Annotated in this window: 18 protein-coding genes; 7 read left to right on the top strand and 11 right to left on the bottom strand. The window is 71.6% G+C overall.

Going from position 1 to position 19327, the window contains the following annotated elements; genetic code table 11:
- Positions 1-43 precede the first annotated feature (43 nt).
- Positions 44-1714: an ABC transporter substrate-binding protein gene (locus AYL44_RS13325; RefSeq protein ID WP_064003761.1), complete on the bottom strand. Its 1671-nt coding sequence runs from the start codon at positions 1712-1714 to the stop codon at positions 44-46.
- A 149-nt stretch (positions 1715-1863) separates the two neighbouring features.
- On the opposite strand from AYL44_RS13325, the gene AYL44_RS13320 reads away from it, so the two are divergent.
- The 3 genes from AYL44_RS13320 to AYL44_RS13310 all read left to right on the top strand — a co-directional run bounded on the left by AYL44_RS13320 (position 1864) and on the right by AYL44_RS13310 (position 3875).
- Positions 1864-2727 (top strand): spermidine synthase, encoded by an 864-nt coding sequence (locus AYL44_RS13320; protein ID WP_064003760.1) that lies wholly within the window; start codon positions 1864-1866, stop codon positions 2725-2727.
- Positions 2728-2815: 88 nt separating this feature from the next.
- The gene (locus tag AYL44_RS13315; RefSeq protein WP_064003759.1) at positions 2816-3343 is read left to right on the top strand and encodes a hypothetical protein; all 528 of its coding nucleotides are present in this window, start codon (positions 2816-2818) and stop codon (positions 3341-3343) included.
- A gap of 43 nt (positions 3344-3386) precedes the next feature.
- Positions 3387-3875 (top strand): SprT-like domain-containing protein, encoded by a 489-nt coding sequence (locus AYL44_RS13310; RefSeq protein ID WP_064003758.1) that lies wholly within the window; start codon positions 3387-3389, stop codon positions 3873-3875.
- Here the strand turns inward: AYL44_RS13310 and AYL44_RS13305 are convergent.
- Positions 3862-4521: a 2-phosphosulfolactate phosphatase gene (locus AYL44_RS13305; RefSeq protein WP_064003757.1), complete on the bottom strand. Its 660-nt coding sequence runs from the start codon at positions 4519-4521 to the stop codon at positions 3862-3864. The genes AYL44_RS13310 and AYL44_RS13305 overlap by 14 nt on opposite strands.
- Complete coding sequence (locus AYL44_RS13300) at positions 4518-6977, bottom strand: beta-glucosidase (protein WP_064003756.1); 2460 nt, start codon at positions 6975-6977, stop codon at positions 4518-4520. The genes AYL44_RS13305 and AYL44_RS13300 overlap by 4 nt, the downstream gene beginning before the upstream one ends.
- 91 nt (positions 6978-7068) lie before the next feature.
- Here AYL44_RS13300 and AYL44_RS13295 point away from each other — a divergent pair, with 91 nt between their 5' ends.
- The gene (locus AYL44_RS13295; protein WP_064003755.1) at positions 7069-7575 is read left to right on the top strand and encodes a hypothetical protein; all 507 of its coding nucleotides are present in this window, start codon (positions 7069-7071) and stop codon (positions 7573-7575) included.
- Positions 7576-7632: 57 nt separating this feature from the next.
- On the opposite strand, the gene AYL44_RS13290 is transcribed toward AYL44_RS13295, so the two are convergent.
- From AYL44_RS13290 to AYL44_RS13265, 6 genes are all read right to left on the bottom strand, one after another.
- Positions 7633-9102 carry an ABC transporter permease gene (locus AYL44_RS13290; protein WP_064003754.1) on the bottom strand — a complete coding sequence of 490 codons (1470 nt, stop codon included), beginning with the start codon at positions 9100-9102 and terminating at the stop codon, positions 7633-7635.
- A complete protein-coding gene (locus AYL44_RS13285; RefSeq protein WP_064003753.1) occupies positions 9099-9860 on the bottom strand; it encodes an ABC transporter ATP-binding protein in 762 nt (253 codons plus the stop codon). Before AYL44_RS13285 ends, AYL44_RS13290 begins: the two co-directional genes overlap by 4 nt.
- A 100-nt stretch (positions 9861-9960) precedes the next feature.
- Positions 9961-10602: a response regulator gene (locus tag AYL44_RS13280; RefSeq protein WP_064003752.1), complete on the bottom strand. Its 642-nt coding sequence runs from the start codon at positions 10600-10602 to the stop codon at positions 9961-9963.
- Between the two features lie 19 nt (positions 10603-10621).
- Entirely contained in the window at positions 10622-11785 is a 1164-nt protein-coding gene (locus tag AYL44_RS13275; protein ID WP_064003751.1) for a sensor histidine kinase, read from the bottom strand.
- A 59-nt stretch (positions 11786-11844) separates the two neighbouring features.
- Positions 11845-12792 carry a diacylglycerol/lipid kinase family protein gene (locus tag AYL44_RS13270; protein ID WP_064003750.1) on the bottom strand — a complete coding sequence of 316 codons (948 nt, stop codon included), beginning with the start codon at positions 12790-12792 and terminating at the stop codon, positions 11845-11847.
- Positions 12793-12972: 180 nt separating this feature from the next.
- A complete protein-coding gene (locus tag AYL44_RS13265) occupies positions 12973-13431 on the bottom strand; it encodes an Lrp/AsnC family transcriptional regulator (protein WP_082886211.1) in 459 nt (152 codons plus the stop codon).
- Positions 13432-13549: 118 nt separating this feature from the next.
- On the opposite strand from AYL44_RS13265, the gene AYL44_RS13260 reads away from it, so the two are divergent.
- A complete protein-coding gene (locus AYL44_RS13260; RefSeq protein WP_064003749.1) occupies positions 13550-14962 on the top strand; it encodes a DUF6421 family protein in 1413 nt (470 codons plus the stop codon).
- A 56-nt stretch (positions 14963-15018) separates the two neighbouring features.
- Here the strand turns inward: AYL44_RS13260 and AYL44_RS13255 are convergent, their stop codons facing one another.
- Positions 15019-16434 (bottom strand): MFS transporter, encoded by a 1416-nt coding sequence (locus AYL44_RS13255; protein WP_157532685.1) that lies wholly within the window; start codon positions 16432-16434, stop codon positions 15019-15021.
- A 65-nt stretch (positions 16435-16499) separates the two neighbouring features.
- Between AYL44_RS13255 and AYL44_RS13250 the strand changes: the two genes are divergently transcribed.
- Positions 16500-17567 carry a threonine aldolase family protein gene (locus AYL44_RS13250; RefSeq protein ID WP_064003748.1) on the top strand — a complete coding sequence of 356 codons (1068 nt, stop codon included), beginning with the start codon at positions 16500-16502 and terminating at the stop codon, positions 17565-17567.
- Between the two features lie 153 nt (positions 17568-17720).
- On the opposite strand, the gene AYL44_RS13245 is transcribed toward AYL44_RS13250, so the two are convergent.
- Entirely contained in the window at positions 17721-18347 is a 627-nt protein-coding gene (locus AYL44_RS13245; RefSeq protein ID WP_064003747.1) for an NUDIX hydrolase family protein, read from the bottom strand.
- A gap of 92 nt (positions 18348-18439) precedes the next feature.
- Between AYL44_RS13245 and AYL44_RS13240 the strand changes: the two genes are divergently transcribed.
- A complete protein-coding gene (locus tag AYL44_RS13240) occupies positions 18440-19099 on the top strand; it encodes an alpha/beta hydrolase (RefSeq protein ID WP_064003746.1) in 660 nt (219 codons plus the stop codon).
- Positions 19100-19327: the final 228 nt, after the last annotated feature.

The raw sequence follows: 19327 nt of genomic DNA, 5'->3' as shown, positions 1-19327 counted from the left end.
CCCGCCCCGCACCGGTCAGGCGGCTGGAGCCGCCTCGATCGGCTTACTTCGTGAGGACGATCTCGCTGAACACCTCATCGTTCACGGGGCTCGCCGGGTAGCTCTCGACGCGGGGGTCGAAGGCCAGGGTGGGAGCCGGGTGGGCGAGCGGAACACCGGGGATGAACTCGGCGACCTGCTCGTTGATGTCGGAGTAGACCTGCGTCTGCTCGTCGAGGTCCGCGATGCCGCGGGCGTCGGTCAGCGCGGAGAACAGCTCGGGGTTGTCGAAGCCCCACTCCGCTGACTTCTGACCGAAGAAGACGCCGAGGAAGTTGTCGGTGTCGTTGTAGTCACCGGTCCAACCGAGCAGGTGGATGCCGTGATCCGTGCCGCCGGTGATGAGGTCGAGGTACTCGCCCCACTCGTTCGACTTCGGCGTGGTCTCGATGCCGACCTCGTTCAGCTGCTTCGACAGCACCGTGAAGATCTGCTCGGGGTCCGGCATGTACGGACGCGAGACGTTGACCGGGTAGTTGAAGGTCAGCGCCAGCGGGTTGGCCTCGTCGTAGCCGGCCTCGGCGAGCAGCTGCTTCGCCTTCTCGGGGTCGTAGTCGTACGTCGTGACGTCGGCGTTCCAGCCGTTGACGGTCGGCGGCATGAACTGCGTCGCCTTCTCGGTGCCCTCGGGGAGGACCTGCGAGATGAGCGCGTCCTTGTCGACGGCGTACGAGAGAGCCTCTCGGACCTTCGGGTCCTGCAGCTCCGGGACCGCCTGGTTGAAGGCGAGGTAGAGGATCGTGAAGGGCGGACGCGACACCATCTTGTAGCCGTCCTCCTCGAGAGCGGCCGTATCGGCGGGGCCGACGAGGTCGTACCCGTCGATGGAGCCCGACTCGAGCGCCTGGCGGCGGGCGGTCGGGTCGTCGATCACGCGGAAGATGATCTCGTCGATCTGGCCGGCGTCGCCCCAGTAGTCCTCGTACGAGCTCAGCGTCAGCTGCTCGCCCGGCGACCACTCATCGAACTTGTAGGGACCGGTGCCGACGGGGTGACCCATCGCGTACTCGCTGAGGGTCGGGGCCTCGGCGGTGCCGCCGACCTCGTCGGCCTTGTACTCCTCGAGGGCGGTCGGCGACTGCATCCCGAAGGCGGGGAGCGACAGCGCCGCCACGAAGCCGGCGAAGGGCTTCTTCAGCGCGATGGTGACCGAGTCGTCGCCGTCGGGCGTGCAGGAGTCGTAGACCGCGGTGTCGGGGCTCGACGCGTAGCCCTTGAAAAGCTTGTTGTAGTAGTAGCCGAGCGCCTCGCTGGCGGCCAGGCCCTCCCAGTTGTACCAACGGTCGAAGTTGACGCAGACGGCCTCCGCGTTGAACGGGGTGCCGTCGTGGAACGTGACGTCCTTCTTGAGGGCGAACGTGTAGCTCAGCGAGTCGTCCGAGACCTCCCACGACTCGGCGAGGAGCGGCGCCGGGTCGGCGGTGCCGGGCTTGGTGCCGACGAGACCCTCGAAGATCTGACGCGAGACGCGGAACGTCTCGCCGTCCTGGGCGAAGGCGGGGTCGAGGCTGGCCGGGTCGGCCGAGGCGCCGAAGACGAACGTGCCGTCGACGTCGGCCGAGCCTTCGCCTTCGGTCTCGCCGCCGCGCTGACTGGCGCACGCGCTGAGCGCGAGCGCACCGATGACGAGGGCCGCGGCGCCCGCGACCACCCGCTTCCTGGACATGGGGAGCATTGCTGTGCACCTTCCGATGAGGCTCGTCGGCGACGCGCCTGGAGGGCGGCGTTGCCGAAGGGATGCCGCTGACGCTACCTGCCGCACTGCGGGCAAGCGGTTACATCTGCATCTCGATCGTGTTTCTTCCTGCGGGCTACCGTAGACGAATGGCCCGCTCCCGCGACCCGATCGACCCGCCTGTCGCGAGACTGTCCGACGGCCGGCAGGCGCGCATCGTGCCGGGTCGTTTCGCCGGCGGCTGGGAACTGATCGTCGACACGACCCCCCAGTCGCACGTGGACCTCGACGATCCGTCGCACCTCCACTTCGAGTACGTCGCCCGGATGGGTGCGGTGATCGACCAGATCGGGATGCCGGGCGAACCCCTCACGGCCGTGCACCTCGGTGCGGGCGCCCTGACCCTGCCGCGGTACGTCGAGCACACCCGGCCGGGGTCGCGGCAGCAGGTGATCGAGCTGGAGCAGGCGCTCGTCGACCTCGTCCGCGCGCACCTGCCGCTCCCCCGCACGGGACAGCTCCGGGTGCGCATCGGCGACGCGCGCGACGTCGCCGCACGCCTGCCCGCGGGGCTCGTCGGCAACGTCGACCTCGTCGTCTCCGACGTGTTCGCGGGTGCCCAGACCCCCGCTCACATCACGAGCGTGGAGTACTACCGCATCCTCGCGGGGCTGCTCGCACCCACCGGCATCCTGCTCGTCAACATCGCCGACGGGAGCGGACTGGCCTTCGCGCGCCGCCAGGTTGCGACCGTGCGCTCGGTGCTCGAGCACGTCGTGATCCTCGCCGAGGTCGGCACGCTCAAGAGCGGTCGGTTCGGCAACATCGTCATCGCCGCCTCTCCCACTCCACTGCCGATGGACTGGCTGCCGCGGCTCATGGCGGCGGGGCCGCACCCCGCGAAGGTCGCCCACAGCGCCGAGCTCGAGGCGTTCGCGCGCGATGCGCGGATCATGACGGATGCCGACGCCACCCCGTCGCCGAAGCCCGCCGCATCCGTCTTCGATCGCTGAGGCCACGACGCGCGGCGCGCCCTCAGCCGATTCCGGGTCCCGCCCGGCGACACTGGAGGCACACGTCGCTGGGTGGGAAGGATTGGCCGTGGGCTTCATCAAGGGATACGACCCGGAGACACTCCGAGAGATCGTCGACCTCGACGAATGCCAGGCACGGCTCGTCGAGCTCGGCGAGCAGCGCAGCCTCGCGGCGATGCTCGAGAAGGTGTGGCTCCTCAAGGTGACCGGCCGTCTCGACGACGCGCTCGTGGTGTCGGAGGAGTCGGTCCGTCTCGCGCGGATGGCCGGGACCCGCAAGGACCTGCTGCGCGCACGGATGCTGCACGCCACCGTCCAGCAGTTCCGCGGCGCCTACGCGGCCGCGATCCACGAACTCAACACGTGCGTCGAAGAGGCCGAGGGCCAGGGCTGGGCGGCGGTGGCCGCGTTCGGCTGCCAGCACCGCGGCAAGGTGCACTTCGACGCCGGTGACGATGCGTCGGCGCGCGCGGACTTCAAGAAGGCGCTCTTCCTGCGGCAGGAGGCCGGAGCGCCCGAGGAGCAGCTGGAGTCGACGCTGCTCGCGATCGACGCCGTCGATCGGCGCCGCAACCGTTCCACGGTCGCCAGCTGAGCCGTTCCCGGCGAGTGTCGTACATCCGTTCTATCGTGCTGGCATGAGCGATCTGATCGACGTCCGCCGCGAGGCGGAGTCCCTGCTGCGGCAGCTGCTCGACGACTCGTGGAGCTTCGCGTTCGACAACGCCAAACGGCGCGCGGGCGCGTGCGACTACCTGCGCAAGCGCATCACGCTCTCGCGCTATCTCGCCGCGCGGTACGACGCCGAGACCAACCGGCAGACGATCCTGCACGAGATCGCCCACGCGATCGCGGGGGCCGCAGCCGGGCACGGCGCGGACTGGAAGCGCATCGCGGGCTCGCTCGGCTACACCGGCGGCGTGACGCACCGCGGTGAGACGGCGACCGAGCTCGCCCCCTGGGTCGGGGTCTGCCCCGCGGGGCATGTCGCCTACCGGCACCGCAAGGCCACCCGGGCGACGTCGTGCGCACGCTGCGCACCGACGTTCGATCCGCGCCACCTGATCACCTGGCGGCGGCGCGAGATCACCGCCGAGACACGGCGCGCCGCCCTCACTCCGCGCTGATCGTCTCGTACGCCCGCCACACGCCGCCGCGCAGGACCGGTACCGCGTCGTCGGCGTCGTGGGCCGCGGCGGCGAGCACCTCGGCGCGGCGGTCGGCCTCGAGCAGCTCCTGCCCCGAGCCGCTCGCCGTCAGCAGGTGACGGACGGCGGAGCGGAGCCCGCGGAAGGACTCGGATGCCGCCGCGGCCTCCGGCGACGAATGGTCGAGCCCGAGCGCCTCGAGGGCGGCGAACACCGCGCCCGCGCCCAGCTGGTCCTCGACGCTGAAGCGGAGGACCGCGGCATCCCCCTGCCCGGACAGCTCCCCCGCCGCGATGACGTTGACGCTCGTCCGCGCCGCGCGGCGGTTCTGCTCGGCCAGCACGGCGTGCGCGACCGCGGTCGCGTTGCGCAGGCACCCCAGGAAGACGACCGCGCCCGCGTCCGCGGCGGCCGAGGCGACGGCGGCGCCGTTGCGCGAAACGGCGTGGGCCGCGTCGTCGTGCGGCACGGTTTCGCCGCCCACGATCCGCGCCGACACGGTCGACGAGAACCGCAGGACGTCGACCACGACGACCACGTCCGCGGGGGCGAGGCGGCGCAGGCCCTCCTGCCCCCAGTCGAAACGCAGTTGGTAGCGGGACTGGTCGAACGGGCTCGCGGTCATCCCTCCAGCGTACGAGCGTCGACGACCGGCTTCAGCGCGAGCGCCAGGCCGAGGACGTTCCGCGCCGTGCGCTGCAGCTCACCGCGGGTGAGGCCGTCCGCGCGGGCGAGCGAGTCGAGGATCGACGTGTCGGCGTACGCCTGCGGCGCGCCGTCGCGCTTGACCCCGCCGGGCATGAGGACGTCCACCTGCGCGCGGACGCGGTAGGCGTTGTCCGCGAGGGCGGGGAAGTCGGGGTCGGCGGACTCCTCGATCCACCAGTCGGTGATGACCGTGCCCCCGTACCCCCACTCGCCCCGCAGGACGACCGTCACGAGGTCGTGGTGGTAGTGCGCCCACACCCCGTTGATCTGGTTGTACGACGTCATGATCACGCGGGGCGCGGCTTCGCGCACGCAGATCTCGAAGCCGCGCAGGTAGATCTCGCGCAGGGCGCGTTCGGAGACCCGCGAGTCGTTGCGGGTGCGGTTGGTCTCCTGGTTGTTCGCGGCGAAGTGCTTCGGGCAGGCGGCGAGTCCGGTGCTCTGCACGCCGCGCACGACGGCGGCGGCGATGCGTCCCGAGACGACCGGGTCCTCGCTGAAGTACTCGAAGTTGCGCCCGCACAGGGGGTCGCGGTGGATGTTCATGCCCGGGCTGAGCAGCACGTCCGAGCCCTTGCGCAGCATCTCCTGGCCGTGCAGCGCGGCGAGGTCCTCGATGAGCGGGACGTTCCAGGTCGAGGCGAACGCCGTCCCCGAGGGCAGCAGCGAGGCGTAGGCCGCGAGGCGGATGCCGCTCGGCCCGTCGGTCGTCGTGATCGGCGGCACGCCCTTGGCGCGCAGCGATTCGGACACCCCGCCCAGCACGCCCGCGTTGCCGGCGGCTCCCAGCGGGCTGTCCATCGTGACGTCGCCGCGGGCGAGGAGCGACAGTTCCTCATCGCTCAGCTGCGCGACGAAGTCGTCGAGGCATGCCGCACCCGCGGCGACGTCGGCGAGGTCGACACCCCTGTCGCCCGTGTGCGGGACCTCCGCGGGCAGGGTGGTGAGGATCCGGTCGGCCCGCGCGACGGTACGCGTCGGGACGGTCTCGTGGGCGACCACGGCCGAGCCGTTCGCCGCTCGCGCGAGCGTGAGTCGCTCGAAGGGCAGGACCGGGGCGGCGACCTCGGTGGCCGTGCGCACGACCCGCGTCTCGGGCACGTCGAACGCCGCCACGCGCGTCGCCGAGCGCACGTCGGTCCCCACGAACACGGGGTAATCCCCGGCTTCGAGGACCCAGGCGCTGCGGGTACCGGTCGCGCCGGCGTCGTCGTACGAGGCGAGGTCGTCGAGACGCACCGTGAGCCGGACCGTCTCGCTCGCCCCGGGCGCGAGCAGCCCGGTCTTGCCGAACGCCGCGAGCTGACGGGCGGGCTTGCCGAGGGCGCCGTCCGGAGCGCCGGTGTAGACCTGCACGACCTCCTTTCCGGCGACGGACCCCGTGTTGGTGACGACGACCTCGAGGGTCAGGGCACCGGCATCCGCCGTCACCGTCGTCGACAGCTCGAACGTCGTGTACGACAGGCCGTGCCCGAACGGGAACAGCACCCGGTCGGGGGCGAACGTCTCGAAGTAGCGGTAGCCGACGAAGACGTCCTCGGCGTAGACGTTGACGTCGAGGTGACCGAAGTTCGGCGCGCTGGGGTAGTCCTCGTAGCTGAGGGCGATCGTGTCCGTCAGCTTGCCGCTGGGGGCCGATTCGCCGGCGAGCACCCCCGCGACGGCGCGGGCACCCTCCATGCCGCCCTGCCAGGCCAGTAGCACGGCGCTGATCCGGTCGCCGTACGCGACGACCCACGACAGGTCCATCACGTTGCCCGCGTCCACGACGACCACCACACGCTCGAAGTGCGCGGTCACGGCGTCGAGGAGGACGCTCTCCTCCGGCGTCAGGTAGTAGCTGCCGGGCTCGAGGATGCTGTCGCGCGCCTCGCCCGCCGCGCGTCCGATGGCGACGACCGCGGTGTCGGCACGGGATGCCGCGGCCGCGACCTCGGCGTCGGCGATGGGCATCTCGGGGAAGTGGTGCGGCCACTGGCCCCAGTTGGCGGTGAACACCGGCCGGTTCTCCGCGGACCACGTCGAGTACCGGGTCGCGAGGTCGTCGTCGACGCGGACGCCCGCGTCGCGGAGCCCGGCGAGCAGGTTCCAGATGTAGGGCACCTTGACGTCGCCGCCCGAGCCGTAGCCGACGGCGAACCAGTCCACCTGCACGCGCCCGAAGACCGCGACGGTGCGCTCGCCGAGCGGCAGGGTGCCGTCGTTCGTCAGCAGCACGACACCCTCGGTGGCGGTCGCCCGCGCGATCTCGGCGAGGGCGGGATCGAGGGTCGGGTCGGTGTCGAGCAGCATCGACGAGATCTGCGCGACGGACTCGACGGGAGCGAGCGTGTGCGAGCGGTCGCCGGATTCGATGGCGGGTTCGAGGGGCATGGCGGTCTTTCGCAAGGGTCGCCGAGGCGACGGGAGGTATGGGAGCGCTCCCAACGTACCGACTCCCCCGCCGGAATGCGAGAGTGGAGGCATGCGGATCCTGCTGAAACTCGAACTCGACTGCACCGCGGATGCGGCGTGGCGCGCCCTGCACTCGCCGCGGGCGGTCACCGAGCTGTACGGACCGCTCCTCGACATGGCGCCGATGGCCGCCTCGCTCCCGACCTCGTTCGAGCCGGGCGCCGACGTGCCGGTCGAGATCCGCGCCCTCGGCCTCCTCCCCGTCGGTCAGCAGCTGATCCACGCGAGCGACCGCTACACCGAGGACGCGAACGGTCCGGTGCGGATCTTCCGCGACAGCGGCATCCCGCTCACCGGTCCCCTCGCGGCGCTCGACGTCTGGGACCACCAGATGGCGGTCAGCCCGCTGCCGGGTGATCCGTCCAAGACGCTGTGGCGCGATCGCCTCACGATCGGCGGGATCGCGGCGGTGCCGCTGTGGCCGATGCTGTGGGCGGCGTGGCAGTACCGCGGCATCCGCCTGCGGGCCCTCGCCCCGACCTGGTCGTACGACCCGCCCGCCGCGGAGACCGACTGACGGACGGGTGCCGCCCCTCCGTGCGACCCGGACAGGTCGCGCGGAGGGGCGACGGTCTCACTCGGACAGCGCCTCGACGGGAGCGGTGCGCGTCGCGATGCGCGTGGGGGCGACGGCTGCGCCGAGGGTGAGGGCCGCGGTGGCGACGATCACGATGGCCACCGGCAGGAGCGGGATGGCCGGGGCGACGAACGTCGGCGACATCCAGAGCGGCGGTACCGCGACCGAACCGAGCAGCGATTGCGCCGCGACCCAGCCGTAGAGGACGCCGAGAGTCAAGCCGAACAACAGCGCCGTGATCGTGACGTGTGCGGCCTCGATGAGCACCATCCGGCGGATCTGCGCCGACGTCAGTCCGAGAGCGCGCAGCAGGCCGAGCTCGCGTTTGCGCTGCACGATGCCGATCGTGAGGAGGTTGACGAGACCGACGGCGGCGATCACCGCGCTGACGGCGACGAGGCACATCATGACCGTCGAGAACACGTCCATCATCTCGTTGAACGCCGGGTCCGGCTCGCCGCCGCCCGACGCCGTGACGAGGGCCTTGGCGGACTCGGCGGCGACAGCGAACATCACGACGAGTGCCACGCCCATGACGACGCCGATGGCCATGCGGCTCGAACGCTCCGGATAGCGGACCGCGTTCTCCGCCGCCAGTCGCGCGGTGACGGACTTCCCGAAGAAGCGACCGGTGACCTTCAGGAGCGGCGGCATGATCGACACCGCGCTGAGCGAGACGGCGGTGAAGGAGAACAGACCGCCGAAGAAGGCGACCAGGACACCGATCGGGCTCAGGAGGCCCAGCAGCAGGCCTCCGACGAGCAGGACGGCGCCGATGACGCCGAGGACGATGGCGGCGGCCTTGCGTCCGCGACCCTCCGCGATCTCCTCACGCGACCGCTCGACCGAGCCGCCGAGGGCCTCGAGGGGCGTGACCGTGAGCACCCGACGCGATCCGGAGCAGGCCGCGATCCAGGTGGTGAGGGCGACGGCGACGGTCGGCACGAGAAGCGACGGCTGCACGGGCGACCAGGCGGCCGTCACGCCCAAAGCGCGGTCGAGGAACGGGACGGCGACGAGCATGAGGATCGTCGTCACGACGAGGCCGAGGACGGCGCCGATCGCGCCGACGATGAGACCCTGTCGGGCGACCTCGGTGCGCTGCGACCGGGCGGTCGCACCGATCAGACGCAGGAGCGCGATCCGGCGGGTGCGGCCGGCGATGATCGTCGAGAATGTGTTGGCGGTCACGATCGCAGCGACGTAGACGGCCACGGCGAGCAGGATGCCGCTGAGCAGCATCAGCACGAGGGTCATCGTGCCGGAGGCCCCGTACTCCGGGTTCGACCCGAGCGCGTTGGAGAGGTACCCGGTGGCCGAGAGCAGGATGACACCGAACGCGGTCGAGATGGCCGAGACGAGGATCGTGGCCCCCATCCCGCGTTCCCGCAGCCAAGCGAGTCGAGAGGTCCGAGCGGCCGCCGGCATGGCGGTGACGGGGGCGGCCGGAGCGGCGAGCGCGGTCACGCGGTCACCTCCGTGCTGAGCATGTGGGCCGAGATCTGCTCGGCGCTCTGACGCGGCTTGTCGGCGACGATGCGGCCGTCGCCGAGGAACAGCACGCGATCGGCGTACGACGCGGCGACCGGGTCGTGCGTGACCATGGCGATGGATTGGCCGTGCTCGGTGCTCGCGGCGGCGAGCAAGGAGAGCACCTCGCGCCCGCTGCGGGAGTCGAGGTTGCCGGTCGGCTCGTCGGCGAAGACGAGGTCGGGCGCCGTCGCGAGGGCACGGGCGATCGCGACGCGCTGCTGCTGCCCGCCCGAGAGCTGGTGGGGGCGGTGCCGCAGGCGCGGGCCGAGGCCCAGCGTCTCGACGAGTCCGTCGATGCGGGCGCGCTCCTGCGAGGTGGGCCGGCGACCGTCGAGGTCGAAGGGCAGCAGGATGTTGCCGATCGCATCGAGGGTCGGGACCAGGTTGAAGGACTGGAAGACGAAGCCGACGCGGCGGCGGCGCAGGATCGTCAGCTCGACGTCGGACAGGCCCGTGATGTCGGTGTCGCCGATCCAGACGCGGCCGGAGGCGGGGGCGTCGAGTCCCGCCATGATGTGCATGAGGGTGGACTTGCCCGAGCCCGACGGTCCCATGATCGCGGTGAACTCCCCGCGGCGGATGCCGACGGTCACGTCGTCGAGCGCGCGGACGATCGACTCGCCCCCGCCGTAGGTCTTGGTCAGGTGCTGGACGCGGGCGGCGAGGCCCAGGTCGGTGGTCGTGATCTCCATGCCTTCGACGCTACGGAGGAGGCCGTTCGCGCCGCGTCGGCCTGACGGCGCCTCCGCGTACATCGTGAGGATGATCCGGCATCCCCCGTCGCGACGGTGGTCAGGCCAGGCCGTGCTCGAACGCGAAGACGACGAGCTGCACGCGGTCGCGCAGGCTCAGCTTGGCGAGGATGCGGCTGACGTGCGTCTTCACGGTGGCCTCGGAGAGGAACTCGCGCGCGGCGATCTCGGCGTTGGACAGGCCCCGTGCCGCGAGCCCGAAGATCTCGCGCTCGCGCTCGGTGAGGGCGTCGAAGGCGGGCGGGACCGGACGGGTCGGCCCGCCGAGCGAGGCGAACAGGTCCCGGGTCGCGGCCGCGGCGATGACCGACGACCCGGCGTGGACCGTGCGGATCGCGGCGAGCAGGAACTCGGGGTCGGCGTCCTTCAGCAGGAACCCGCTGGCGCCGCGCTGGATCGCCCGCGCGGCGGCCTCGTCGAGGTCGAACGTCGTGAGCATGACGACCTTGGGCGGGTCGGGGTCGGCCAGCAGCGCCTCGGTCGCGGCGAGTCCGTCCATCACCGGCATCCGGATGTCCATCATCACGACGTCGGGCCGGGTCGCGCGGACGACCTCGATGGCCTGCGCGCCGTCGGAGGCCTCGCCGACGACCTCGAGGTCGGGCTGCGAGGCGACGACCATGCGGATGCCGGCGCGGAAGAGGGCCTGGTCGTCGACGAGGACGACGCGGATCGGGGTCATGCGGGGTCTCCAGTGGGGGTCATGCGGCGGGTGCGCCGATCGGCAGCGATCCCGACACGAGGAAGGACGAGCCGGCGGGGGCGGCGTCCAGGCGGCCGCCGATCAGCTGCGCCCGCTCGCGCATGCCGATGAGCCCGTGACCGGGGGCGCGCTTCTCACCCGCCGACACGTCGACGAGGTCGTTCCGCACCGACAGGTCGACGCGGTCGGGATGCCACGCGAGCGCGACGTCGACTCCGCCGGCGCCGCCGTGGCGGATCGCGTTGGTCAGGGCCTCCTGCAGGATCCGGTAGACGGCGAGCTGCACCGAGGCGGGCACCTCGACGGTGGGGGCGGGATCGACGTCGACGCGCAGCGGCGTGCCTGCCGCCCGGACCTGCGCGTACAGCTGCTCGAGGTCGGCGAGCGTCGGCTGCGGCCCCTCGGCCTGCGAGTGGCGCATCTGCGTGAGCAGCAGGCGCACGTCCGAGAGCGCGGCGCGGGCCGTCGACGAGATCGTGCCGAGGGCGTCGGACTGCGCCTTCGGATCGGATGCCGCGGCGTACCGGGCGCCGTCGGACTGCGCGATGATGACGGCCAGCGAGTGCGCGACGATGTCGTGCATGTCGCGGGCGATGCGGGTGCGCTCCTGCTCGGCCGCGGTCTCCTCCTCGGCCCGCGACTGCGCCGCGCGGTTCGCTCGCGCGCGGAGGGCGGTGCGGACGAGAGCGCCGGCGGTCCACGAGAGACCGAGAGCGAAGAGGGCGGCGAGCAGGACGAAGATCAGGGTCGGGATGTCGGACAGCGAGCCCGTGCCGAGGAACGCCCAGCGGAAGAGATAGGCCGTGATGGTTCCGGCGCCGAGCACGACGGAGGACAGTCCCAACCAGAAGACGCGGCGCGACCCGTAGGCCGCCGTCGCGTACAGGACGGCGAAGATCGCGATGTCGGCGAAGCTCGGCCCCCGGCCCAGACCCATCTGCACGACGGCGCCGACCCAGGCGACGGCGAGCGCGAGACCCGGCGAGAATCGTCGCAGGCCGAGGGCGCCCGCCAGGAGGAAGACGACCGGGACCGCCGACCACCCGCCGATGGGTGACGACATCGTGCCGGTGTTCAGCTCGTACGGCAGCGCCACCAGCGCGAACAGCACCGCGACGGCCGCATCGACGGCGGCCTGGTAGGGGCGGAGCTTGCGGAACACTCCCCCGACGCTACGCGGTCGGCGGCGGCGCGGCATCCGCCCCGGGATGTATCCCGCGCTCAGCCGTCGGCGGCGGGAAGGTAGACCCGCAGACCGTCCGCGACCGCGCGTACCCGCATCCGGAATCCGTCGGCGCCGACCTCTTCGAGCTCGCCGTCGTGCACCCAGATGTCCGGCGCGCTGCCGGCGGCCACCTCGAGTTCGAAGTCCTCGTCGAGGATCCGTTCCAGATCGGATGCCGGGGGCATCACCCGCAGCGCGCGGAGGACCTTGACGGTGTTCCTCCCGAAGGCGAGCGAGGCGATGGCCCGCAGCCGCGACCCGCGGGCGTGGTGGACGCGGACGTCGATGACGGCGTCGTGCAGGGTGGCCCGCTGCATCGTCGCGATGTGGTCGGGGTCGTTGCGCCCGACGCCCGCGAACACCGACCACACGCGGGCGCGCTTGCCGCCGCGGACGACGTCGACGGGGTGGGCGCCGTGGACCTCGCGCCAGGCGGCGACCGCGCCGCCCCACCACTTGCCGAGGCTCGTGCGGCGCTCGCGCTCGGCGAGGAACTCGGGGTACGCCCCGAGCGAGACCGCGTTGAGGACCGTGATCGGATCGCCGCCGTCGACCGAGACCTCAGCGACCGCGACCGGACGCACGTGCCCCGCCCTGTAGGCATCGAGCCCGGCGTCGACGTCGTCGATCCCCGCCGAGCGCGCAAAGTGGTTGAACGTGCCGTTCGGCAGCACCAGGAGGGTGAGGTCGTGGCGGCGAGCGAGGTGCGCGGCGCGCGAGACCGATCCGTCGCCGCCGAGGATCGCGAGGACCCGCGGCGGACTGTCGTCGGCCACGGCCGCCGTGACGACGTCGTCGAGGGTCTCGTCCTCACCCAGGCGGTGCACGGTGGCGCCCGGCATCCGTCGCTGCACGTCGGGGACGCGATCGGGTCGCCCGAGCGAGGCGCCCGAGCGGGCGTTGGCGACGACGAGGACCTCGGAACCGATCGGGGTGTCGCTCATGCTGCCACGGTAGGCGGCCTCGGGGTCCGTCGCCTCCCCTTGACACCCTCACGCGGTTCGCCGACGCGCACCGCCCGGCGCCGAATCACCGCCCCTGTGCCGAATCACCACCAAATCGGCGACATCGCGATGGTGATTCGGCAACCGAGTGGTGACTCGGCGGTGAGGGGCGGGGGCGGGTCAGGCCGGCGAGAGCGGACGGTGCTCGAAGAAGGTCTGCAGCACGACGGTCGTGCGGGTGTTCACCGAGGCGGCCGAGCGGATGTCGCGGATCAGCCGCTCGAGGTCGCGCGGGGTGGCCACGCGCACGAACAGCATGTACGCCGCGTCGCCGGCGATCGAGTGGCACGCCTCGATCTCATCGAGGTGCGCGATGAGCTCGGGGGCGTTGTCGGGCTGCCCGGGGTCGAGCGGGGTGATCTCGACGAACGCGGCGAGCGGCTTGCCCGCGACCTCGGGGTCGATGACGGCGCGGTACCCCGAGATGAGCCCGCGCGCTTCGAGCCGGCGCACGCGCGCCTGCGTCGCCGAGACCGAGAGCCCGGCGACCGCGGACAGCTCGTTGAGCGTCGCGCGCGCGTTGGCCGAGAGGGCGGCGATGATCGCGGTGTCGGCGGTGTCGGTCTCGTCTGCGGCCACGCTCCGACCGTACCGCAGGCGGGTTGCACACGAGATCCTTACGGCCTTACCCTGAAATGACCGGAAATCTTCCCGCATCAGCGCGAGGAAACCGTGAGGAACCGATAGGAGGTCCACCATGAGCACCGTCACCACTGCGCCGACGATCATCGGGATGCCCGAGGTCGTCGAGGACGCCCGCACGGCCGAGACCTCCGCGGCGTGGGCGATGCTGCGGGATGCCGCGACCGCCCTGCAGGAACTGCAAACCACCGACGGCTCGGTGCCCGACGCCGCCGACCACGACGCCGCCCGCCGCCACGTCGAGGCGATCACCGCCGGCATCCGCTCGCTCTCCCCCGCCTTCCCGCACGACGCCGCCTACCTCGAAGCGAGCGTCGCGGACTTCGACCGCTGGGTCTCGGAGGGCTTCGGCGTCCCGGACTTCCTCGACTCGCTCGTCGCCTTCCAGCCGCAGGAGCACCGCATCGACGGGCTCCGCCACCTCGTCGTGTTCCCGATGTACACGCAGAACGGCACCCGCGACCGCAAGGTCGAGGCCGTCCTCGTCGACACGATCTGGCCCGAGTTCATCGCCGAGCTCGAGCAGACCTACACGAACCGCCTGTTCGTGTCGTTCCGCCTGCTCGACTTCACGCCCGGCTACGACACGAACTCGGCCGTGCTCTTCCCCGAGACCGTCGCGATGCGCGAGATCCCGACCTTCACGTGGGGCGCGATCTTCCAGGACCGCGAGGCGGCCCGCTACCGCCGCGTCGTGCGCGCCGCCGCGGACATCACGCGGCTCGACCTGCCCGACGCCGCCGCGCGGCTGCTCGACGACCAGCGCCTCGCCGAGAAGACGTTCGTCATGTGGGACCTCATCCACGACCGCACGCACATGCGCGGGGACCTGCCGTTCGACCCGTTCATGATTAAGCAGCGGATGCCGTTCTTCCTGTACTCGCTCGAGGAGCTGCGCTGCGACCTCACCGCCTTCCGCGAGTGCGTCGCCATCGAGAAGGACCTGTCGGCGAAGGCGCAGCTGACGGATGCCGAGACCGAGATGCTCGAGCACGCCGGACTCGTCCAGTACGCCGTCATCTTCGACCGCATCTTCCGCTTCGCTATCACCGGCACGCGCGTGCGCAACTACGACGGGCTCGGCGGGCAACTGCTGTTCGCGTGGCTGCACCAGCGCGGCGTGCTGCACTGGACCGACACCTCGCTGGCGTTCGAATGGGACCGTGTCGCCGACGCCGTCATCGCCCTGAGCGACGCGATCGACCGGCTCTACTGGGAGTCGATCGACCGCCCGAAGGTCGCGCACTGGCTCGCCGCCTACGACCTGGTCCGCCAGACGGTCACCCCCCACCCCGCCTCGCAGTGGGCGCGCGGCCTCTCTGACGAGATCCTGGCCGGGCCCCCGAAGGGCTACACCGACGCCGTGATGGACGACGAGTTCCCGCTGTCGATGTTCTTCGAGGCCCTCGAGAAGAAGATGCGTCCCGTGATCGCCGGCGTGGCCGGCATCCGGGCCACCGACGCCTGATCCGCGGCGGCCGGCTCCGGGGGGATGCCGGCCGCCGCGGTTCAGTGCGCGCACGGTCACTCACCCGCGACGCCGCCCGCGGCTTCGCGTGACGACGACGGGATGCCGGGAGCCGCCGCATCCGCTTCGGTCGTCTGGGGCGCCTCGCGGTACTCGGCCGAGAGCGTCCGGTAGGAGCGGGTGAGGAAGGCGGCGAGCGCCGCGGCCACCATGACCAGTCCGCCGACGAGGAAGATGAGCGCGATCCCGCGCATCTCGCCCTCGCCGAGCAGCCACGACCAGGTGCGGCGACCCTCGTCGGTGCGGAGGGCCGGGATGATCCAGAACTCGGCGATCGGGGCGATCGCGAACGACGTGATCGGCCCCGTCGACACCTCGAGGGCCGTCGCGGCGCCGAACACCCGCCCCTGGCGCTCGAACGGCACGACCTTCTGGATGACGGTCTGCTCGGCGGACTCGATCACGGGGACGAGCGTCATGTACGCCCAGATACCCAGGGCGTAGAGCCACCACCACTCCCGCAGGGTGAAGACCGCGCCGAGCAGTCCCATCGCCGCCACCGCAAGCAGAAGCGTGCGGATCGGGTTCGCGCCGAGGCCCTTCGCGGCGACGATGCCGCCGCCGATCAGGAAGCCGGTCGCGGTCACCGCCAGGACGACACCCCAGATCTTCACGTCGAAGAGTTCGAGACCGTAGGGGTCCATCAGCGCCATGTAGAGGCCGCCGATGAGGTTGTTGAAGGTGGAGAAGAGGATGAGCGCGAACAGCCCGGGGACGGCGCGGATGGCCGCCGCCGCGCCCCGGACGTCGAGGATCTTCGAGCCCGGGTCGGGCGTCGGCGCCTCCTCGGGGATGCGGACGAACAACAGGTGGACGAGGGGGACCGCGGTGAAGGCGATCGCGACGGCGAGCGTGCCACCCATGCCGACGAAGCCGACAGCGAGACCCGACAGGGCGCTCGTCACGATGAACGCGATGCCCTGCACGGTGCCGACGAGACCGTTCGCGTTGGCGTGGCGCTCGGTGGGGACCAGAAGCGTCACGGTCGTCGACAGGGCGATGTTGCGGAGGTTCTCGACCACCGCCCCGATGAGGATGATGCCCGAGAAGAGCCAGAACCAGGGGCCGCCGAGGTCGAGGATCGTCGACTCGGGCTGCGCGAGGTAGATCGCACCGGCGGCGAGGAAGGCGGCGAGGGTGAAGACCCCGGAGAACACCATGACGGCGTGCTTGCGGAACCGGTCGACGAGGGTGCCGAAGACCATGCCGAAGATCGCGAGCAGCAGCATGTAGGCGCCGCCGATGATGCCCGTCGCGAGCACGGACTCGGTCTCGAGGTACACCCAGAAGGTCAAGGCGAACCACAGGAAGCTCGTCGTGACGTTCGCGACGGCCGTGTTCACCAGCACGTGCAGGAACGTGCGCATGCCGCCGGGCGGGACGGTGCGGGATGCCGGCGTCGCGTCGCTCATGCCGCGAGGGTATCGCCGGCCTCCGACACGGGAAAGAGGGTCCGCGCGCGACCTAGGCTGGAAGGGTGACGACGCTCCACGACCCGACGATCCGTTCCTTCGCCAGCGACAACTACTCAGGGGTGCACCCCGAGGTGCTGGCGGCCCTCGCCGCAGCGAACGACGGACACCAGATCGCCTACGGCGAGGACCTCTACACCGAGCGCCTGCAGCACGTCTTCGCCCGCCACTTCGGCGACGACGCGCAGGCGTTCCCCGTCTTCAACGGCACCGGGGCGAACGTCACCGGCCTGCAGTCGATGCTCCCGCGCTGGGGCGCCGTGGTCGCGGCATCCACCGCCCACATCAACGTCGACGAGGGCGGCGCCCCCGAGAAGGTCGCGGGCATCAAGATCCTGAACGTGCCCACCGACGACGGCAAGCTCACCCCCGAGCTCGTCGACCGCGAGGCGTGGGGCTGGGGCGACGAGCACCGCGCGCAGCCGCTCGTCGTCTCGATCACCCAGTCGACCGAGCTCGGCACCCTCTACACGCCCGACGAGATCCGGGCCCTCGCTGACCACGCGCACGCGCGCGGCATGCGACTGCACCTCGACGGCGCACGGCTCTCGAACGCGGCAGCGGCCCTCGACCTGCCGATCCGCGCGTTCACGCTCGACGCGGGCGTCGACGTCGTCAGCGCCGGCGGCACGAAGAACGGCGCGCTCGCGGCCGAGGCGATCGTCGTGCTCGACCCCGCGGCATCCGCGGGGCTTCCCTTCCTGCGCAAGCTCAACATGCAGCTCTCGTCGAAGATGCGCTTCGTGTCGGCGCAGCTGATCGCGCTGTACGAGGACGACCTCTACCTGCGCAACGCCCGCCACGCCAACGCGATGGCCGCACGCCTGCGCTCCGCCGTCGAGGGCGGGCTCGCGGACGGGTCGATCGTCGGGGTGCGGTTCAGCCAGCCGACGCAGGCCAACGGCGTGTTCGCGATCCTGCCCGACGGCGTCGCCGACCGGCTGCGCGAGTCGTTCCGCTTCTACGACTGGGATGCCTCGAAGAACGAGGTGCGCTGGATGTGCTCGTTTGACACGACCGAGTCGGACGTCGACGCCTTCGTCGCCGAGCTCTCGCGCCTGACGCGCGGCTGAGGCTCAGCGCAGGGCGCCGACTCCGCGGCCGCGCCTGCGCGTCCCCCGTCGCCGAGTCACCGCCGGAATGCCGAAACACCACTCGAATGCCGACATTTCGGTGGTGATTCGGCAGGTGGATGGTGATTCGGCGTCAGACGCGAGGCGCACGGCTCAGCGCAGGGCGCCGACCGAGGCCAGCGCCTGCCGCACGAGCGTCGAGCGGCCGCCCTCCATCTCGGCCGCGAGGGCGTCGGATGCCGCCTCCTCGGGCGACATCCACGTCACCTCGAGGGCGTCCTGACGCGGCTCGCACGTTCCCGTCACCGGCACGACGAAGGCGAGAGACACCGCGTGCTGCCGGTCGTCGTGGAACGCGCTGACGCCCGGGATCGGGAAGTACTCCGCGACGGTGAACGGTGCGGGCTGCGGCGGCAGCAGCGGGAAGGCCATCGGGCCGAGGTCGTTCTCGAGGTGACGGAACAGCGCGTCGCGCACCGTTTCGCCATACCGCACGCGGCCCGACACGATCGTGCGGGAGATCTCGCCCATCGGTGTCGCGCGCAGCAGGATGCCGACCTCGGTCACCGCACCCATGCCGTCCAGGCGCACCGGCACCGCCTCGACGTAGAGCATCGGCAGACGCCGACGCGCCTCCGCGAGCTCGACGTCGCTCAGCCAGGCCGGGTTGCCCGCCGAGCCGGGGCGCCCCATCGACGAGCCGAGCCCCCGCAGCGGATCGCGCGCGGCCCCCTCGTCGTCGCGCTCGTTCGGGTCGGGGTCGGGAGTGCGGACGGCCATGCCTCCATGTATACCCGAGCGGATGCCGCGCCGCCCCGCTCGTGCACGGGTGCCGCCGGAGCGGTGTCGGCGCCCTGGTGCAGGATGGACGCATGGCCGCCGCCTCCCCGCTCGATCCCGACGTCGTCCTGTGGTCCGCGCCCGCCGAGGAGCGCGGCGACCGCCCGCTGCTCGTGCTGCTGCACGGGTACGGCTCGCATGAGGGCGACCTGTTCGGGCTCGTGCCTCACCTGCCCTCCGCGTTCGTCGTCGCCGCCGTGCGGGCCCCGCTCGCCCCCCGGTTCCCGATGCCCGGGTACTCGTGGTTCACAATCGACGGCGTCGAGAGCCGCGACCACGGCGAGGTCCTCGCCTCGACCGAGGCGGTCTGGGACTGGGTCGACGAGGTGCGGGGGGACGCGGCATCCGTCGGTCTCCTCGGCTTCTCGCAGGGTGGCGTGATCGCGCTGCAGATGCTGCGGATGCGGCCGCAGAGTGCGGCGTTCGCCGTGAACCTCGCCGGCTACGCGTTCCCCGAGCCGCACCCCGGCGACGCCGAGCTCGCCGAGGTGCGCCCGCCGGTGTTCTGGGGGCGCGGCGCGCGCGACGAGGTCATCCCGCCGCGGTTCGTCGACCACACGGCGCAGTGGCTGCCGGGCCACGTCGAACTCAGCGGACGCGTGTACCCGAACCTGGCGCACAGCGTCTCGGAGGAGGAGCTCGGCGACGTGCGGGTGTTCCTCGAGAAGCAGCTCGCCGCACCGGCGAGCTGAGGGACCCCTGGCATCCGCTCGTCGTCGCGGCTACCATGGTCCGGTCCCCGTCCCGAGTGTGAGGAAGAGCCGTTGAAGGCAATCGACGCGATCGCGCTGTGATCCCGCGCTGACCCGTCGACCCTCCTCGAGGACGATTCCGACGGTCCGCCCGGTGATCGATTCACCGACCGGCGCGGACCGTCCCTCTTCGACCGCAGCACCTCGTGCTGCCCGGCTGCATGAAGC

Source organism: Microbacterium oleivorans (assembly GCF_001644225.1).
Classification (GTDB): Bacteria; Actinomycetota; Actinomycetes; order Actinomycetales; family Microbacteriaceae; genus Microbacterium; species Microbacterium gawkjiense.
The sequence above is the reverse complement of the archived record's forward strand: the minus strand, read 5'-3'. Positions and strand labels throughout refer to the sequence as shown.

Coding starts and splice junctions, on each gene's coding strand:
- AYL44_RS13325 (WP_064003761.1), bottom strand. CDS start 1,714: ATGCTCCCCATGTCCAGGAAGCGGGTGGTCGCGGGCGCCGCGGCCCTC.
- AYL44_RS13320 (WP_064003760.1), top strand. CDS start 1,864: ATGGCCCGCTCCCGCGACCCGATCGACCCGCCTGTCGCGAGACTGTCC.
- AYL44_RS13310 (WP_064003758.1), top strand. CDS start 3,387: ATGAGCGATCTGATCGACGTCCGCCGCGAGGCGGAGTCCCTGCTGCGG.
- AYL44_RS13305 (WP_064003757.1), bottom strand. CDS start 4,521: ATGACCGCGAGCCCGTTCGACCAGTCCCGCTACCAACTGCGTTTCGAC.
- AYL44_RS13300 (WP_064003756.1), bottom strand. CDS start 6,977: ATGCCCCTCGAACCCGCCATCGAATCCGGCGACCGCTCGCACACGCTC.
- AYL44_RS13295 (WP_064003755.1), top strand. CDS start 7,069: ATGCGGATCCTGCTGAAACTCGAACTCGACTGCACCGCGGATGCGGCG.
- AYL44_RS13285 (WP_064003753.1), bottom strand. CDS start 9,860: ATGGAGATCACGACCACCGACCTGGGCCTCGCCGCCCGCGTCCAGCAC.
- AYL44_RS13280 (WP_064003752.1), bottom strand. CDS start 10,602: ATGACCCCGATCCGCGTCGTCCTCGTCGACGACCAGGCCCTCTTCCGC.
- AYL44_RS13270 (WP_064003750.1), bottom strand. CDS start 12,792: ATGAGCGACACCCCGATCGGTTCCGAGGTCCTCGTCGTCGCCAACGCC.
- AYL44_RS13260 (WP_064003749.1), top strand. CDS start 13,550: ATGAGCACCGTCACCACTGCGCCGACGATCATCGGGATGCCCGAGGTC.
- AYL44_RS13255 (WP_157532685.1), bottom strand. CDS start 16,434: ATGAGCGACGCGACGCCGGCATCCCGCACCGTCCCGCCCGGCGGCATG.
- AYL44_RS13245 (WP_064003747.1), bottom strand. CDS start 18,347: ATGGCCGTCCGCACTCCCGACCCCGACCCGAACGAGCGCGACGACGAG.
- AYL44_RS13240 (WP_064003746.1), top strand. CDS start 18,440: ATGGCCGCCGCCTCCCCGCTCGATCCCGACGTCGTCCTGTGGTCCGCG.